The organism is Streptococcus pluranimalium, assembly GCF_002953735.1.
In the GTDB taxonomy this organism is placed as follows: domain Bacteria; phylum Bacillota; class Bacilli; order Lactobacillales; family Streptococcaceae; genus Streptococcus; species Streptococcus pluranimalium.
In genome coordinates this window covers 789,367-806,807 of the sequence record NZ_CP025536.1, presented here as the reverse complement: position 1 = coordinate 806,807, position 17,441 = coordinate 789,367, and the positions used below count along the sequence as shown (strand labels likewise).

Annotated in this window: 20 protein-coding genes, 2 pseudogenes and 1 other annotated feature (1 of these 23 running past the window's edge); all 22 genes and pseudogenes read right to left on the bottom strand. The window is 36.9% G+C overall.

Annotated features, from left to right (window positions below; genetic code table 11):
- Positions 1–72 (bottom strand) — a sequence feature (ribosomal protein L21 leader region) (it extends 2 nt beyond the left edge of the window).
- 65 nt (positions 73–137) lie between these two features.
- Positions 138–683 (bottom strand): GNAT family N-acetyltransferase, encoded by a 546-nt coding sequence (locus C0J00_RS04230; protein ID WP_104967705.1) that lies wholly within the window; start codon positions 681–683, stop codon positions 138–140.
- Positions 677–1,852 carry a CapA family protein gene (locus tag C0J00_RS04225; protein ID WP_104967704.1) on the bottom strand — a complete coding sequence of 392 codons (1,176 nt, stop codon included), beginning with the start codon at positions 1,850–1,852 and terminating at the stop codon, positions 677–679. Before C0J00_RS04225 ends, C0J00_RS04230 begins: the two co-directional genes overlap by 7 nt.
- Positions 1,853–2,077: 225 nt before the next feature.
- The gene (rpsU, locus tag C0J00_RS04220; protein ID WP_002884573.1) at positions 2,078–2,254 is read right to left on the bottom strand and encodes a 30S ribosomal protein S21; all 177 of its coding nucleotides are present in this window, start codon (positions 2,252–2,254) and stop codon (positions 2,078–2,080) included.
- Positions 2,255–2,352: 98 nt separating this feature from the next.
- Positions 2,353–2,927, bottom strand: a pseudogene (locus C0J00_RS04215) (uracil-DNA glycosylase family protein).
- On the bottom strand, positions 2,914–4,293 hold the full coding sequence (locus C0J00_RS04210; protein ID WP_233995872.1) for a metallophosphoesterase: 1,380 nt from the start codon (positions 4,291–4,293) through the stop codon (positions 2,914–2,916). Before C0J00_RS04210 ends, C0J00_RS04215 begins: the two are co-directional and overlap by 14 nt.
- 115 nt (positions 4,294–4,408) lie before the next feature.
- Positions 4,409–5,128 (bottom strand): GDSL-type esterase/lipase family protein, encoded by a 720-nt coding sequence (locus tag C0J00_RS04205; protein ID WP_104967703.1) that lies wholly within the window; start codon positions 5,126–5,128, stop codon positions 4,409–4,411.
- A 242-nt stretch (positions 5,129–5,370) separates the two neighbouring features.
- A complete protein-coding gene (locus C0J00_RS04200) occupies positions 5,371–7,119 on the bottom strand; it encodes an ABC transporter ATP-binding protein (protein WP_199773980.1) in 1,749 nt (582 codons plus the stop codon).
- Positions 7,109–8,911 carry an ABC transporter ATP-binding protein gene (locus tag C0J00_RS04195; RefSeq protein WP_104967702.1) on the bottom strand — a complete coding sequence of 601 codons (1,803 nt, stop codon included), beginning with the start codon at positions 8,909–8,911 and terminating at the stop codon, positions 7,109–7,111. The genes C0J00_RS04200 and C0J00_RS04195 overlap by 11 nt, the downstream gene beginning before the upstream one ends.
- Positions 8,904–9,353: a MarR family winged helix-turn-helix transcriptional regulator gene (locus C0J00_RS04190; protein ID WP_104967701.1), complete on the bottom strand. Its 450-nt coding sequence runs from the start codon at positions 9,351–9,353 to the stop codon at positions 8,904–8,906. The genes C0J00_RS04195 and C0J00_RS04190 overlap by 8 nt, the downstream gene beginning before the upstream one ends.
- A gap of 366 nt (positions 9,354–9,719) precedes the next feature.
- A complete protein-coding gene (locus tag C0J00_RS04185) occupies positions 9,720–10,079 on the bottom strand; it encodes a hypothetical protein (protein WP_104967700.1) in 360 nt (119 codons plus the stop codon).
- Positions 10,079–11,068, bottom strand: a complete 990-nt coding sequence (locus C0J00_RS04180) for a hypothetical protein (protein WP_104967699.1) — start codon at positions 11,066–11,068, stop codon at positions 10,079–10,081. Before C0J00_RS04180 ends, C0J00_RS04185 begins: the two co-directional genes overlap by 1 nt.
- Before the next feature lie 9 nt (positions 11,069–11,077).
- Positions 11,078–11,313, bottom strand: a pseudogene (locus C0J00_RS10540) (DUF4176 domain-containing protein).
- Positions 11,314–11,394: 81 nt separating this feature from the next.
- Complete coding sequence (locus C0J00_RS04170; protein WP_104967698.1) at positions 11,395–12,060, bottom strand: DUF443 family protein; 666 nt, start codon at positions 12,058–12,060, stop codon at positions 11,395–11,397.
- Between the two features lie 2 nt (positions 12,061–12,062).
- The gene (locus C0J00_RS04165) at positions 12,063–12,641 is read right to left on the bottom strand and encodes a DUF443 domain-containing protein (protein ID WP_104967697.1); all 579 of its coding nucleotides are present in this window, start codon (positions 12,639–12,641) and stop codon (positions 12,063–12,065) included.
- A 79-nt stretch (positions 12,642–12,720) separates the two neighbouring features.
- Positions 12,721–13,416, bottom strand: coding sequence for a hypothetical protein (locus C0J00_RS04160; protein ID WP_104967696.1), 696 nt, complete (start codon positions 13,414–13,416; stop codon positions 12,721–12,723).
- 341 nt (positions 13,417–13,757) lie between these two features.
- Complete coding sequence (locus C0J00_RS04155) at positions 13,758–14,081, bottom strand: hypothetical protein (protein WP_104967695.1); 324 nt, start codon at positions 14,079–14,081, stop codon at positions 13,758–13,760.
- Between the two features lie 264 nt (positions 14,082–14,345).
- Complete coding sequence (locus C0J00_RS04150) at positions 14,346–14,747, bottom strand: glycosyltransferase (protein WP_104967694.1); 402 nt, start codon at positions 14,745–14,747, stop codon at positions 14,346–14,348.
- Between the two features lie 66 nt (positions 14,748–14,813).
- A complete protein-coding gene (locus C0J00_RS04145) occupies positions 14,814–15,095 on the bottom strand; it encodes a DUF4176 domain-containing protein (RefSeq protein WP_104967693.1) in 282 nt (93 codons plus the stop codon).
- Positions 15,088–15,855 (bottom strand): hypothetical protein, encoded by a 768-nt coding sequence (locus C0J00_RS10535; protein WP_233995871.1) that lies wholly within the window; start codon positions 15,853–15,855, stop codon positions 15,088–15,090. The genes C0J00_RS04145 and C0J00_RS10535 overlap by 8 nt, the downstream gene beginning before the upstream one ends.
- 6 nt (positions 15,856–15,861) lie before the next feature.
- On the bottom strand, positions 15,862–16,980 hold the full coding sequence (locus C0J00_RS10530) for a hypothetical protein (RefSeq protein WP_233995870.1): 1,119 nt from the start codon (positions 16,978–16,980) through the stop codon (positions 15,862–15,864).
- Positions 16,968–17,231 (bottom strand): hypothetical protein, encoded by a 264-nt coding sequence (locus tag C0J00_RS04130; RefSeq protein ID WP_104967692.1) that lies wholly within the window; start codon positions 17,229–17,231, stop codon positions 16,968–16,970. Before C0J00_RS04130 ends, C0J00_RS10530 begins: the two co-directional genes overlap by 13 nt.
- The gene (locus tag C0J00_RS04125; protein ID WP_104967691.1) at positions 17,203–17,433 is read right to left on the bottom strand and encodes a hypothetical protein; all 231 of its coding nucleotides are present in this window, start codon (positions 17,431–17,433) and stop codon (positions 17,203–17,205) included. Before C0J00_RS04125 ends, C0J00_RS04130 begins: the two co-directional genes overlap by 29 nt.
- Between the last annotated feature and the right edge of the window lie 8 nt (positions 17,434–17,441).

Here is a 17,441-nt window from a genome sequence, read left to right as displayed (position 1 = left end):
CTCTGTGAAGACTCGCCTAGATTGCGAGGTACGAGACCTACTTAAACAATTTTCGCGCGGTTGCACAGGATGTGCATTTAGTCAACATTACAAGTCTACCACTTTTTATTAATGATTTCAAGTGTTATATGCTTAGTTTAAGTTTTTTCTAAAAAGGTAATGGAAGCAAGCCCTAAGAAGGATTGCTTCAAGAATTTTTCAAAAGCTTTCCAATTAAGACTTGGATCTGTTACCATAAACTGAAACATTTCTTGATTCTCTTGATAAAATACCTGAGTCAATGTAAAACCATTTTTCTCATAAAAAGCAAGGCGTTTTAGTCGCTGATGGTAGTTATCTGCTTTAGTATCCATCGGTTCAATGCTTAAAATCATATGCCGTCCATCTGCCAATTTTTTTAACTCTGCTAATATCTGGCTACCAAATCCTTGCGAATGATGTTCGGGATTGACACCTAAATAAGTGATAAATAAGTAATCTTTATCGTGCATGATATAAGCAAAGCCAATAAACTTCTCCTCCTGATAGTAGGCGTATGCCGAAGCTATCGTCCGATAACTGTTTAATATCAAGAAAATAAACGGAAGACGCTCTTCAATAGGAAAAACTGTTCGATAGAGCTCTCTCACCTGCTTATAAGTTTTTGAAAATAAGGATACAGATTGCCTCTTAATGTTTACCATTGTAAGTTCACTAACTCCTTTGTTTCCTTATAGGCAGTATCAACCTTCTGCTGTAATGCTTTATCTATTTTTTGACGATATTTTCCCCCTGCGATAAAATCCTCTAAAATCATAACACGGTAATCATACAGTTCATAACCTTCTGGAGCGAAAGTCCCTTTTGGTTTTGCTTCAACTAAAGTTGGATGAGCTTTCACTGTCTTAATACGTGTTTTGTTATTAGATTTTTCAAAGGTCACATCCATTAGTAACCCTCGTTCAGGCCATTTATTTTCCATGATTTCTGCTCGTTGATTAGAAATGAAATTTCCCATAGAATAGATAATCAATTTCTTCTCACCTTCTATCTCCAGAGTCTCTGATGGTTGGATAACGTGAGGATGACCCCCAAAGATAACGTCAGCGCCCCATGATACCATCTTATGATAGAGCTTGACTTGGTCTTCAGAAGGTTCTAGGTCATATTCTGTACCCATCTGTGGCATAACTATAGTGACATCGGCTTCTTTTTCTGCTCGTTCTAATTCTTTTTTGATCTTTTTGGTATCAAGATCAGCCATATGTTTCTCATACTCTTGATTTGTTAGATTGGCTTCCATACCATTATAACCGTATGCATAAGCTAAAATTGCAATTTTGATACCGTTAACTTCCTTAATGAGAAAGCCTTCTTGATTCCTATCTTTTTTGTAGAATCCAATGGTGTCTAGTCCTAAATCATTAAAAGTCTGTGAAGTATTGATTGCGCCAGACAATCCAGAATCTAAAATGTGATTATGTCCTAAATCTATAACATCATAGCCTGTCTTCTCTAAAGTCTCTGCTATTTCCTCAGGAGCATTAAATAGGGGATAGCCAGCAAGAGGATAATCAGGAGAAATCGTTCCTTCAAAATCACCAATAGCCAAATCAGCCTTCGAAATACGATCAGTCACATAGGTAAAGTAAGGCTCAAAATCATAAGAACCATCTGCTTTTAAAGCACTTGCATATAAGATATCGTGAATAAGAATGTCACCGTTAGCAACAATGCGGGCTTGTTTAAGCTTAGTTGTTTTTCTCGGTGTCGATCTAGTCATTGACTGATGGATATCATAAAATCCAGCGAAAAGTAAAGATAGCCCTAAAAAGCCTAAGCAACAGTTTCTGATTAATGTCAAACCTTTCATCCTATCACCTCCTAAAAACAGTATAACATAAATGAAAACAGATGAAAAACAGCGCTTTCAAAATCACCTATTATGAGATCGAAGCTGCAAGATTTATGAATGATTTTTCCTAGCTTTTAAAATAAAAAAAAAGAGAAGACCAAGACGGTCCTCTCTAAATCTTCGTTTTCTATCAACTTCTGATAGCTGATAAAAGATGCCCCAAATAGGGTTTTCTAATAGTTATTAGAATTTTTTACGTTTGCGAGCTGCTTCTGATTTACGTTTACGTTTTACAGATGGTTTTTCATAGTGTTCACGTTTACGTGCCTCTTGAAGAGTACCAGCTTTAGTCACAGAACGTTTGAAACGACGAAGTGCATCATCGAGTGATTCATTTTTACGTACGACTGTTTTTGACATTGATTTCACCTCCTCAAGATAAGATACCATTTACACGGTCTTATTCATTATACTTTAAAGTGGCTAACTTGGCAAGACATTTACAATTTTTTCTGCCATCAATGGTCAAAAATGCCCCTTAAAAGTTTTTTCAAGTCTGGTAGGAGCTCCTCTTCAAACCACGGGTGTTTGCTTAGCCAGATATTATTTCGAGGTGACGGATGAGGCAGAGGTAGATAATCAGGCAAATAATCTTGGTAAGCTGCCACACGGTCCGTTAAGATCCTCTTATCGGTCAAATAATAATCCTGAGCCGCCTTACCTATTAGCAATGTCAGTGTAATATTTGGCATCTCTTTCATTAGAAGCGAGTGCCATTTCTCTGCTTGTCCTTTGCGAGGTGGTAAATCACCTGCTTTTCCCTTTCCTGGAAAGTAAAAATCCATGGGTAAAATAGCAAGTTGTCCCGACTCGTAAAAAAACTGCTCTCAACACCTAACCATTCTCTTAACCGATCCCCACTCGGATCTTGAAAGAGCTTCTGCTTTTCTTGCGCTTTCAGTCCTGGTGCCTGGCCAATCAACAGAACTTTGGCAGTTGGACTGACTTGATAAAGCGGTTCAATACCGTTCGCCGTATAAACGTGATTAGCCGTATCTGCCTTAATGGCTTTACAAATACTAGTCATTGTCATTGTCATCGTCTGTCTCCTTTGGCGTCTTTAGAGTAATCCTAATTTTTTGATCTGAGCCATCGCGACTCTCTGCTAAAACTTGCTCTACATAGGTCACTACGAAACTATCTGGGTGATTTGTCTTAACTTCTTGATATATTTTCTTTCGATAGACATGTTCTTCCATCCAATGGTTATCTATAGGTTGACCTGTAAAATAAGCTAAGTTAACCGATTTAATAATGGTTGACACTTCTTCTGCCACTTCGCCATCATACCATCCTTCATCATGTAGTCTCATATGAACTAAGAGATTACTAGCATCATTAAAAATGCTGTCCATATACTGACGATGATTGATTAAGTCTTGATTATTGGTCACTGACTGCTTTTTCAACCAAGGATTTACATCTAGAGCTAGTTGCTGATAATACAAACTATCCTTCTCAAATCGCAATTCACCAATACTAGCTGGAGGTATAGAGAAAGCTCCTGTAACAATTTCAGTTAAGCTAGTACCACCAATTAGGGTTTCTTGCTTGATATTTTGAGTATGGATATGCCCTGATAAAGCAATCTTCTGATCATACTTAGCATATAGTTTTCTCAAATCAGGTGCATTATCCAAAGTATATCCTTGCTGCGGTCGTTGATGTTGATTGAGCACATTATGGTGCATAACAGGAATAACCAATGCCCCTTGCTCCTTAGCAGCTGATAATTGTTTCTCAATGAAAGATAAAGTTTTTTTCTTCAAGCGTCCATTTGTAGCAGGTGCTCCCTTTCCAACGTCATCACTATAAATATTAGAATCAATCATCAAAAACCACTGTTTGGGGCTGACCTTCGCTAGGTAAGTCAAGGAAGATTTGTCCCTTGCATCGGCCTCCTGATAACCAAAATCAGCCATAAGAGTTTCAAAGTCATCTTTTGAAATTTGCTTGGTTTTATACTGCTTATTCCCCCGAAATTCACGCGCCCATCCGTCCGCAATATCATGATTGCCAGGTTCAACAAGAACTTGAATACCATTTTTTTCAAAAGTTTGAAAAGACTCTGATAAATCCTTCAAACTTTGGTACTCTCCATTAAAGGTCAAATCACCACTAACGATTAATAAGTCCGGCTTTTCTCTTTTTGCTTGAAGAAGTAAGGCTTCCATTCTGTCTTTACCATACCGCAAATCCTTACCAGCCGCCGTCGCTTGAATGGTTTTAAAGGCACTTTTACCATCCTGTAAATCAGGTGATAATTGGTGTAAATCAGTAATGATCCAAACCTTTTTTATAGCATTCTTTGTCCTACTATCTTCTCTCCAAGTGGCTAGAAAGATAAAAACCAACAAAAGTAATAGACTAACCAGTATAGTTCTAAATTTCTTAGTCACTTGTACCCCCTTTCTATCATCATCCTAGTTCTATCTTAACATAAGTCTCGCTGGCCAGTTACCCTCAAGTAAAAAAAGAAGCTTCTAAGTCAAGAATTGACTTAGAAGACTCATTTTAGTTTCGTTTCGCTGCTTTTAGACTTGTCTGCTTTAAAATAGCTTGAACAATAGCTTGATTACCCTCTAAATTTGGATGCAGTTGATCACTAAACCATTCTGGATGATTTTCAGTTCCTTTATATTGATCAATCACTGATACTCCTGCTTTCTCAGCTATTTTAGGAATCAGGTTTCTTAATTGACCATCTACAACCTTATTATTAGGATAAGTAGGTTGGGGATTTTCAAAAAAGACACGAGGTGGAATCATGATATAGATTTTAGGGTGACTCTCTAAAGCCTGGTAACGCTTAATAACTGCTAAGTATTCTTTTTGATAACGCTTTGGTTGCCAATAAACTTCTCTAGAATCATTGGTTCCCAACATGATGATGACGATATCGGGATTTACTGCAAAGGATTTTTTAGCTAAAGACTCTTTGAAATAAGGTTTCGCAGTATGAGACAATAATGTCCTACCACTTAAACCAAAATTGATAACGTGATAGTTTTGTCCTAAAGCCTCTTGCAACAGTGCTGGATAAGAGTCTGTCTCCCGAGTTGACGCGACTCCTGCTCCATAGGTAATACTATCACCGACAGCTGCAATAGTAATTTTATTTTTTTTATCTGAGGTATCACTGGACTCAAACAAACGGGTAAAACTATAGATAGCGGTTATAATCAATATGATGTAAATAAAACGATCAAACCACTTCTTTCTATGTTTAGTCATCGGATACCTCCTTTCAGATATTCTCCATTATCTGATATTTTAGATGAAATTTCAAAGAAAATAACTAATACTCGAAGAAAAACAAAATCTGACTAGGAAAGAAGCCGCAGGTAGAACTGAAGTTCATCAAGGTAAACTTGACAACGTCATCTTTTGATTTTCAATAGTATAACAATTCCAAATATAAGAAAAAGCTAGTCACCAATAGACCAGCTTTCCATAATTAGGCTAACATCAATCTCTTAAGCCACTTCAAATTGCGAATTATAAAGATCCGCATAGAAACCATTTTCAGTCATCAAGGTTTCATGATTACCCTGCTCGATGATGTTACCATCTTTCATGACCAAAATTAAATCAGCGTTTCGGATTGTTGACAAACGGTGAGCGATGACAAAGGATGTTCTGCCTTCCATAAGTTTGTCCATGGCTTTTTGAATCAACTCTTCCGTACGTGTATCGACAGATGAGGTCGCTTCATCCAAAATCAAGAGCGGTGCATCTTTCAAAAGAGCACGTGCAATGGTCAAGAGCTGTTTCTGACCAACTGACAAGGTTAAGGTATCATCCAAGACACTGTCGTAATTTTTAGGAAGGGTCATGATAAAGTGATGGATTCCAACAGCCTTTGCCGCTTCAACTACTTGCTCATCTGTGATATGAGTCTGGTTGTAAATCAAGTTTTCTTTGATCGTCCCTTCAAAGAGCCAAGTATCTTGTAGAACCATTGAGAAGGCATTATGGACTTCTTCTCGCGTCATGTCGTGTACATTGACTTGATCGATACTAATGCTACCACTGTTGAGCTCATAAAAACGCATGAGGAGATTGACAATGGTTGTTTTACCAGCCCCAGTCGGACCAACAATGGCCACCTTTTGACCAGGTTTGGCTTGAGCTGAAAAATCCTTAATAATCGTTTTTTCAGGTGTATACCCAAAAGTCACATGGTCAAAATCGACATGACCTTTAATGTCTAATAATTGCTGATTTTTAGAACTTTCGTCTTCCATTTCAGGCGCATCGAGGAATTCAAAAATTCTTCCCATCGTTGCGGAAACAGTTTGCATTTGTGTAGCCCCCTGAGCCATTTGCCCAAGAGGTTGAGAGAAGATACGAACATAAGTCATAAAAGCGACAATAGTTCCCATCGTGATGTCACCATCAATGACCAGTTTAGCTCCAACCAAGCAGACCATAACATAGCCAAAATTACCAATAAACTGCATCATGGGCATCATAATCCCTGAGAAAAATTGGGACTGCCACATACTGCTGTAAAGATTTTGATTGAGCTCTTCGAATCTTGTTTTGGCTTGTTCTCTGGCATTGTATGAAATAACCAGATTATGCCCTGTATACGTTTCCTCAACGTAACCATTAATCGCCGCTAAATTATCCTGCTGACGCTTAAAGAAAGGTTGGCTTTTCATCATAATGACCATACTTAGCAAGAAACCTAAGAGAACTGATCCAATCGCTGTCCCAGCCATGATGCCATTGGTTTTAAACATCATGATAATGGAACCAACTAAGAGAACACTAGATGAAACGAGAGTCGTCAAACTCTGGTTTAAAGCCTGGGTCATATTATCCACATCATTGGTCACACGTGATAGAGTATCTCCCTGTGAATGAGCGTCAAAGTATGACAAAGGCACACGATTAATTTTTTCAGCAATGGCTATGCGCATGCGTTGTGAAAAATGCTGAATCATAGTTGAAATGATAAAGCTAGCCGAGTAAGACAAAAGAGCACCGCCACCATAAAGGAAGGCTAACTGGAAACCAATGTCCTTGATTTTAGCCATGTCAACCGTGGAAACAATACCTTCTGTAATAACGTCGGTGATTTCTTTTAGCTTATCCGGTCCAATAACCGTAATGATACTTGAACAGATGGTAAACATAATAGCCAGTACAAAAACAAACCGGAAGCCTTTCAAGAAAGGAAAAGACTGGCTGAGTAATGATCTTTTCTTAGTTTTCACGGTCCAATTCCTCCTTAGATAATTGTGAATAGGCAATTTCTTGGTAAACGCTATTGTTTGCCAAAAGTTCCTTATGAGTGCCTTGACCAACAACCTGACCTTGATCCAATACTAAGATTTGGTCCGCATCCATAATGGTTGAAATCCTTTGAGCAACAATGAGTTTGGTCATCTGTCCCGTTTTTTCATTTAAGGCCTGACGCAAAATACGATCCGTCTTGTAATCAAGGGCAGAGAAGGAATCGTCAAAAATCAACATTTCCGGTTTACGAGCAAGGGCACGCGCAATCGCCAATCGTTGGCGTTGACCACCAGAGAAATTTGTTCCACCTTGTGCCACTTCCGTCTCAAGTCCGTCTTCTTTAGCCTGGACAAAGTCTTTAGCTTGAGCCAATTCTAGCGCATCCCAAATAGCTTGATCATCTGGTTGTTTTTGACCGCTCTCACCAAAGATCATGTTAGAGCGAATAGTTCCACTAAAGAGTACAGCTTTCTGAGGGATATAACCAATTTTATTATTGAGTTCCTCATGACTGTAATCCTTAATATCAATACCATCAACTAAAATCTGTCCTGACGTAACATCATAAAAACGTGGTAAAAGTTTAACCAAACTTGTTTTACCAGAACCAGTTGACCCGATAAAGGCAATCGTTTGACCTGCACTAGCTTTGAAGGAGATATTTTCGACAACTGCTTCTGATTCTTGGGCATATTTGAAGGTAACATTTCGGTATTCTACTTGGCCTTTTTCAACTAATTTCTCAGTTGATGTTTTCTTGAAGATAATGCTTGGTTCCAAAGAAAGCACTTCATTAATCCGCCCTGCTGACACCAAGGCACGCGGTAGGATAATAAAGATAGCGACCATCATCATAAAGCCCATGACAACTTGCATAGCGTAGGATGAAAAAACAACCATATCACTAAAAACAGAGATTCTGTCTTGAACGCTAGCCATAGCAGCTGCCCTTGACGTCATCTTGATAGCGATATTATCAATCATCTGAGCCCCAATCCAATAAATAGCCAAGGTCAAACCACTGGAAACTACTGTCATGACTGGATTCATCAAGGCAAATAGGCGACTGACAAAAAGATTCAGACGAGTCAGAGCTAGGTTTTGCTCTGAAAATTTTGCATCTTGATAGTCTTCAGCATTATAGGCTCGGACAACGCGAATCCCTGATAAAATTTCACGCATGGTTGCATTAAGCCCATCAGTGTATTTTTGGACCTTTTGTAAACGCGGAAAAGCAAAAATCAAAAGAGTTGCTAACAAGAGCATGACTACTGCAACCGCAATAGCAACGGACCAGGTCCACTCACTACTTTTACCCCAAATCTTGGTCAAGGCCCAGATTGCCATAATAGGACCACGTGTTACTACCTGCATACCCATGGTAATTAAAATTTGTAACTGCGTTAGGTCATTGGTTGTTCTGGTTAAGAGGCTTGGTACGGAGAATTGTTTGATCTCAGCATCGGAATAATCCATAACCTGATTGAAAATTTCGGAACGCAAACGCGTCGTAAAACTAGCTGCTGTTCGAGCTGCCAAAAAACCGACACAAACTGCCATGATAAAACTGCCTAAAGACAAACCAAGCATTTTCCAACCCGGTTCCATAATATCAGCTGTCCTTGTTCCTTTTTCCTGAAGTAACTTGGTAATATCTGACATATAGGCTGGTGTTTCAATATCCATCCAGACAGCTAAACAAATAAAAACGGTAGATAGGGCAATCATCGCCCACTCTTTACCATTTAAATATTTCAATAATTTAAACATCGTTCTCCTCTTTGTATTTCCTTAAATTCGTTTGGAGCTGTGCTAACACCCGCTCTACTGCACTTGCATCATCAGGACTGATGCCCGCAAAAAGATGTGTCATTAAATCGACATGAAAATCTTCCAAAGGTTCAATTTTAGAAATCCCTTTTTTGGTTAATACTAAACGTTTATAACGTTTGTCTTTTAAAGAAGTCTCCAAGCGTAGATAACCATTTCGCTCCATTCGCTTCACTAGATTGCTAGCAACAGACTTAGAAATATGGAGACGCTGCTCAATGTCTTTGATAAATATCTCTTCATCCTGGTGTTTAAAGAGATAATACAAAGCCTTGCCTTGAGGCCCTTTTAAAGGCTTGATATCATATTTCTGAGCTAATTCACCAGAGGCTTGCTCCAATTGTGCAATGACTGTTTTAAAAACTTGCAAAGGATTTTCCATAAAACCACTTCCATTATTTAATCATTTTAGTATTATAGTTCTCAAGAGAACTAAAGTCAACTATTTAGTTCTTATGAGAACTAAATAGTTTATGATAAGCATATGATTATGTCAAAACAGTCACCAAAACGTCTCTTTTCGTAGCTCTCATCGCTTTAGGCATGTAAAAAGAGAGAACCAGAATGATTCTCTCTAGGTGTTATCTATAAATCACCCACTACAGTTGACGAAGAGCCGAAAACGCACCATATCAAGTCGACAAAAAACTTGATATAATGCGTCTTGTCTTATAAAAATCCTATCGTTTTCCCTCAAATAGAGCATTTAGCAATCTTACTCTTTTTAAACCCTTGTTAACTAAAGTTACTATGGTAAGCCTGGATAATATGGATTTTGTTGCTTCAGCAATTCCTCTTGTTTATGGCGATAGGTATGTTTTTGCGTTATGGCGTTGCTACTCATTCGATAATCGGTATCGATACTTGATGCGATATCTAGATCAGTCTGACGAAAAGCTTGGGCAACGCTATTTAAGTAAGCATCCATCCCATCAACGACACTGACGATATCTTTACTTAATTTTTTGACAGATGAAGTCGCACCATTCAACGCATTCCTAGAATCATCTTCTATAAAATCCACTTCCTCTGATAAAACATCACTCATATCCGTATAGGATGCTTTGACACTCTCAATTTCATCTGGGTTGATTCGTTTTTGAGACATTAGTTTTCCTCCTGTGGAGCTTGATAATACTGAAGAAACTCTTCTTTAGACTGAACTGTATGTTCTCGACCATCCGTTGAGTGGTCCGCTTCAATCACCAAATCTTTATACAATTCCTTAGGACTTTCAAAAAATCTCTCATAGTGTGTTAACAACTTCGGAATCGTATCCACCAAAATAAAGACTTTGTTATCCTCGGTTAACTTTCCTTTATTATCAGGAAACAGACTTTTGAAATACTTGTTTGAAACTTTTTCTTTGCTCGGATAAATCATTCTTCCTTCATTAGATAGGACTAAACCTTGTTTTTCAAATTTTTCAGAAATATTGGAACCATTTAGAAAGTTAAAAATTTCGTTTGGATAATATTCATAACCTGGAAGAACATCTAAATTACCAGTTTGAGGAATATAACCTTCCATTTCTTTGGTATCCAAGTTTAATAATCTAGTAAACCTATCTTCTTTCGAATTATACAAGGTAATCGGTAAAACTTCCTGTCCTTTCTCATCAAAAGTAACATTGCCAAATACAACAGCAACAATATCTTTTCCATTTTCCATACTCTTTAAAAGATCAATGCTATAGGGTTTCTTTGTTAAATCTTTTAAATCATAGATATCAATCGTCCAATACTCATCACTCTCCCTATGAGAGCCCAAAGCAAAGAGTCCCCTTTCTTTTAAACGAATATTTTGATGAACAAGATAATCTTTACCTAAAGTTGTATATTCATATGGTTCAAACTCAAACATGACAGATTCTGAAATAACTTGGTATTCAGTCTTATTTTCTGCTAATTTCCATTTTGTTATTAATAAATCCTTTTCTTCATGACGAAAAGCTAATTTCTTACTAGGCGCATAGACACCCGAACTATATTGATTACTGAGTTTCCCCAAGTGACTAACCTTATACTGATGCCACAGAAAAATAATCAAAGCTACCCCAATGAAGGAACAAATAAGCAACTTGATTTTTTTAGTCATGTAATTCTCCTAACTGCTCAGAAATATTTCCAATTCGTCATCCTTAAAGCCTTCATAAGCAACTTTATCAATATTTTCTTCGTTAAAATATCAGATTTGTTCTGCATCAAGTCCTACTGGGTAAATACATCCCGAGTAATCAAATAAAAGCTTTTCACCAGATTGCTCAAGTAAGCACCTCTATTTAAGTCCATCAGTTTACGGCTTCCTTCTTTTAAATAAACAATACTTCCAATGGGTAACATCATATAGCCTTTCAAAAGTTGAGCATTCTACTGGTTATCAAACTTAAACTGGTTTTATCAGTTTTTAATAAAAATTAACTTTTATTTTTTATCCATAATATGATAACGCCACTCGCCGATTGGTTGAAAAGCACCATTAACAGAACCAATCACCATAACCGCCATGAACACAACTCCGAGTAAGACAAGAATATGTCCTAAATACATAAAAGTAACAGAAAAAGCGATAAACATGAATATACCAAATAATAATAATTTAAAAATACTTATAGATAATTTCACTGGACTTTCTGGCTTAAACTTATAAAAACTTGGTTGACCCAATTCTCTGCCCAACATCTTTTCTAGACTATTTTTACGAGTATAATAAATCAGTTGAACCAAGACAGATGCAACAATAATGCTTAAGACTAGTAAAGTCCATTTGATTGTCATGGGCATAGTTGTATTAGGATGTTCAAAAGGATTATAATTTTTCAAACGTGACCAAGAGTTGAAAAATACAACTAAACCAACAATTAATGAAGTTGGAATAGTGAATTTACTTGCCTTTGAGTGTTTGAAATTCATTTTGGAATATTCTTCATCTGTAATAGGAAAAACATTTTGATAAAAAAACCAACTTGATGGAATAAAAAAATAAACAAGCAAATGACGAGGGCGCCTATCTAATAGATAATGTTGTCCATCAATCTGAAAGAGAACATAACGCATATTGCCTTTATTGTAAAATTGAATTATTTTCATTATTAAACACCTAATTTCTTGATATCAACGATTTCATATTTCCACTCTTCTTTAGTACTAAACGATCCATTTACTGATCTCAAATAAAAAAATGTCATTAAAATAAACCCTAAAAGGAATGATAAATTTCCTGTATAAATAAAAATTATTCCAAATACTATTATCAATAAAATTAGAAACAGCCATGTCCAAAAAATACTAAAGAAAAATCGAAACGGCTTTTGTGGTCTTAGTTGATAATAAGATGGTACTCCTAATTCTTTACCAAGTATCTCCTGAATACTTTTCTTTCTTTTAGCGAAAAAGCTTTGCAATGAAAAATATGCTAAGACTGTTCCTAATGCTAACAAAGTAATATTACTACCAATTGATAAATGTGTATCGAAATAGTGAAAAACATCTGTATTGTGGACTCGTAACCATGAATTTAAAAATACTGATATTCCCCTTGCTGGTAGGAATAACAAACTTACTTGCTTTGTTATAAGATAGACTTTATGATACTGAGACCAATTTAAAGGGGAAAAATAGATTCGCGATAATGTTTCTTGGAAAAACATCCAATAAATAATAATATCCATTAACTAAAAACAATCTATAACGAAGGTTTGCTTGGTAATCTAATTGAATATTATCTATAGTTTTCCTTGTGATAAGATATTAGTTGTCATTGATTTCTCCTTTAGATTCTTCCGCAAAATGTATCGGTAATTTCCCTTTTTGATACTTACTAACAAGATGTAGCCAGATTGCAGGGTTGTTTTCAAACCACATAATCCATGTGACACCTGGTAAAACACTTATAGTTGAAAAACCTAGTATTTCACTACCAATTGATCTGCCAATTATATAGCCCCTATCGAGGCTCATATATATCATAAAAATACAACCGATACCTGTGAATAACATAATAACAGGTACAAAATATGCTCCTATAAAATCTAGCTTAGTAGCCGGTAAACTGAATGATTTCTCTACAATATATTTATTATTTAATATCGCTTCTTCAAACATCTCTCTTGTAGCAAGTTCTGTCTCATTAATATGTTGATACAAAGCCATATGAGTGATATAGATAAGAGCTGGTGAAATTGGAATCCAAAATATCAAGAGATAAATTAGCGTTTCTACGGTATACACACCTGAAAAAGCCCTACTCGGTGGAGCAAATTTGAATAATAAAGCAAGAAATGAACAAAGAGCCATAAGAAAAATAACTTTATTGAATTTATTTTTTTTCTTATTTACGGGACTATGGACAACACTCCTTTTTCCAATAACTGCTCTTTGACCACTCTTATCATAATAAACTGTCCCTTTTTCACTCGGTCCAATATAAATCATTTTGTTATTCATCTACTATACCTCAAAAAAGCTTGAAATCATTTTCTAGATCCCGCTCATTATGCGCAATGCCATCATATATCCAGTTAGCAAAACCTCCAACAGCATAACCCGCTGCTGCCCCAACAACTGTTTCAACTACTGGTATTGGAATCGCGCTCCCTATAATAGGGCCCACATACATAGTACTCCCTTAATGGATGCATTTACAATATTTTCACCCTTACCTGAGAATTTAACATACCCTCAATAAGAATTTTGAGCTCTTCAACACTACTATTTATAATCTTATCATAGGCTTGCTTAGAAAGCTTACCGACTTCATAGCCTACTGTGTAAGAAGAAATAATGGCTTAAGCTATAGATTCATCTGATTTTGTCGAAAATTCATTTAGTATTTTCACAGTAGTTACATATTCTCTAACATGCTTCGGCAACTCCTTACTTGGGTAACGATCCTGATAGGCTCGAATAGCTGTGATGTCCTTATCTGTTAACGGTTCCCCATTTTTGAGCTTTTGATTAACGTCTTTGAGCCTATCATTGACCTTCGTTCGCTTCTCCCACTCACTGTTAACTGTCTTAGCCCAATCTGGTGTCGTTTTGACGAAATCCGTGAAATCACTACCTGCGCTAAAACTTGAAAACTGGGTGCTGATTTGAGAAAGGGAGAACACACGACTATTTCGAAGCTAAATAGGTTTTATGATTACTATTTTACCACAATCTATTTTTGGCAAAATATTTTAATAAAGAAAATAGAGAGAACCAGAATGATTCTCTCTAGGTGTTAATTATAAGTCACCCACTACAGTTGACGAAAAGCCATAAAAATCCTATCGTTTTCTCATAACTATAAGTCACTTCTAAGGTTAATATAAAGCCACTATATTCTCCCAAAAAGAATGGCAGGTCTTTTAAAATAATCCAAAGTAGATTAATTATTTAAAATATTTTTCGGCATATTCCTTATAATTTGGCTCTTCTTTGCGATTTAAGGCATACAACATTTCTCCAGCTAAATAATCATCCGTGGAAGTTGGTCGAATAAGAAGAGCAATATTCTTATTCTTCTCTGGAAAAATAATTGAATATTGTTCTCCATTTTGAGTAATCCCATAATAGCTCACCTGATTTTTAAATCCCGTTGCATTTTGCTTGTAGTCATACTCCTGATTATCAATAACAACCACATTTTCTTTAAATTGAATGGTAGAATTTTTTCCCGTTGAGTCTTGAGCCTTCCATGTTCCCTGGATTTTTTTAGAACCTTTACATCCTACTAATAACACAATAGACATGAATAATACGACTAGAACTAAAGCTGATTTAAATTTTTTCATAGTAATATGACCTCCGTAGTATAATCAAAAGGGATTTTTATTTTCCCCAACTAATTTTATAACTGCTTATTTCAAATGATTGTCTGACATTGATATAAAAGCATCTAACTGTTTAATATATTCATTCTCATATTCAGTAAATTCTGACTCAAATAAAATATGATCAATTTTAGACTCATTAAATAAATACATAGAATGTGCATCCTCAAATCCTTGTGGATTGAGCACACCAGAATAATCAAAGACTTGACCTTCTTTGTTCTGCTGATATCGACCAACAATCATAATGGGCTGGTTCCCATTCTTTAAAGTCACTGTGGTCCCAAGCGGTAACCATTTTTTACTCATTTTTTTCCCTCAAATTTCTAAATAGATTATAGGCATGAAATAAAGTAAGGATCGTTAAAAAAAATACTAAAGGTTTTAAGTCAATAAGACTAATGGCTACAACAAGTAATCCCCCTAAGCAATAGCAAACAATTGCTTCTAACAATTTAGGTCTCCGAGATTCAGGCAACATTGCTAAATGTTCGTCTGTCAATGCCTTTCTCCCTGAAAATTGATAAAAGAAGCGATACCTCACATTCAAGGAGTCGATCTTCAAAAAACCGATACTGGTAATGTAAGAAATCACATACAAGATTAAACAAGCATCAACCTCATTTAAATCATTGACATAAAGCGAAACATTCCTCTTACCGGCAATTTCAAGGTTACTCGTTGCAAATACAGCAACAGGCTGATTGTTTTTATTAACAGGAACAATCTCACCTTTAGTGCCAGACCCAATGTACCTTAGAGTGTAATCATTTTGATAATAGTTCAAGTTATTATACCATTCTGGAGCGGCAAACAAATTTTTACTTACCTTTTCTCTTTCTCTGTAACAAGAGATTTGTTGAGTTACTGACTTCGCAATAAGCCACTTTAATTTTGATATCACATCAAAATCTTTCAAAATTAATATGTCATCTTGCTCTGAACTAAGACGATAATACTCATCTTCCTGTTCTATCCAAAACCTATCCTGCCAATTATTTTCATCTGGCTTTTTTGCTTGAAGCACAAAAGCCTCAGAATTTCCTTGTAATCGGAGTTGAATTTCCATCTGTTTCTACCATCCTATAGATAGACCTAGTCCCACCGGTCCTAACTTCATCTTAGCTTCTGCTTTTTCTGTCGTGACACCAACTTTCGCCCTAGCTGAGACACCCACACCGGCTGAACCACTAACATCAACATTAATTCCAAAGAGCTCAAAGCCTGCACTTGCTTCTCCTTCCACAATAAATGCATCAAAGCCCGCTTCTCCTTGAAACCCACCAGTAATATTTCCATATTTATCAGTAAAGGCTCCTATTGCGCCGCTGGCATCTGCGGAGACACTATGACTAGCTCCACGTATATAGCCATTAATATTATTTTTATCATCTCCATAGCGAACATGTGCATCTGCTTCAGCAGCAGTAAATCCAGCTTCAACTTTTCCTCCAACCCCAAATTCAACATCTTTTCGATTTTTCCCCCTTTCATCGGTCCCTTTACCAACTGATAAAGGAGAGGACATCATACCTGCGTTTGCATACAAACGTCCTACAGTTACAGACGTACCTGCTTCCTCGTCACCTATTGTAGACTTTCCAATATGGCTATCAAATCCAGTATCCCAATCAGATAAATCGTCGTCAACTGTCATTTCAAAAGAAGAATTTATTTTTTTCTTCTCAATCTTCTGTAAACCTTTATCACTCTCATAAGTTACTTCCTTCTCATACTTCTTCATCTCTTCTTTCAAGATATGATTATCAAGGAGCTTAGCGGCTTCTTCTCCATCATCTGAGAATTTAGCGACTGAGGCGTTAATCGTCTTTACCCATGGTAGCGAGCGACCTTTGATAGTAGGAATACTGCTCGCTCCCTTAAAGTCACTCATTACCATCGCAAGCCCCTGATCAACTGCCTGTTTTAAAGCAGCTATTTCACTAAAAATCTTAGCAGAAGCCCCATCAAAAGCAAGCAATTTTTCCAATTTCTCTTCCAGCTCATTAATTTTGGCATTGAGACGTGCCATCGATTGACCGGCTCGTAGCTGCGTCTCTTGTTTGGCAATCGGGTCCTTCAGCTTAGACGCACTTTTGAACTGCGCTTCTGCAGACGCTAGTAAAGCTTTCTGATGGGCTATCTGCTCTTCTAAGACATCTGAATCCAAACTTTCTGGCGCTACTTCTGACACATAATCGGCTGGGAGTTTAGCGGCTGCTTTGGCAATCCCCTGCGATAAGAGGATACCCCCTGCATCAATGGCACTAAAATACCTGTCGCATAAGCTTTGGCATTGTCGTAAGCATTCCCAGACAGACTGTCTGATGCTGAAAAAGAACTCAAACTAGTCATAGCAGCCTGGTAACCAGCTACACGACTAGCACTCATTGAACTAACTGAATTGGCTTGTGCGCTAGAAGCGCCTAGTTCCATTTTTACCATTATCTGCTTCTCCTTTCTCTTTGCGATCTTCCTGCATGACGAGCTGTCTCTCCTTGATAAGGGCAGCTTCTTCGGCTAACAAGCGCTCTCTGTCTTGACTGAGTGATAACTGATAGGCATCGTAATCATCCTGGTAAAGACTACCGACTTGACGAAACGATTGCTCCAATGCCTCCATATCTAAACGGTCTTGTGCGGACAAGGGCAACT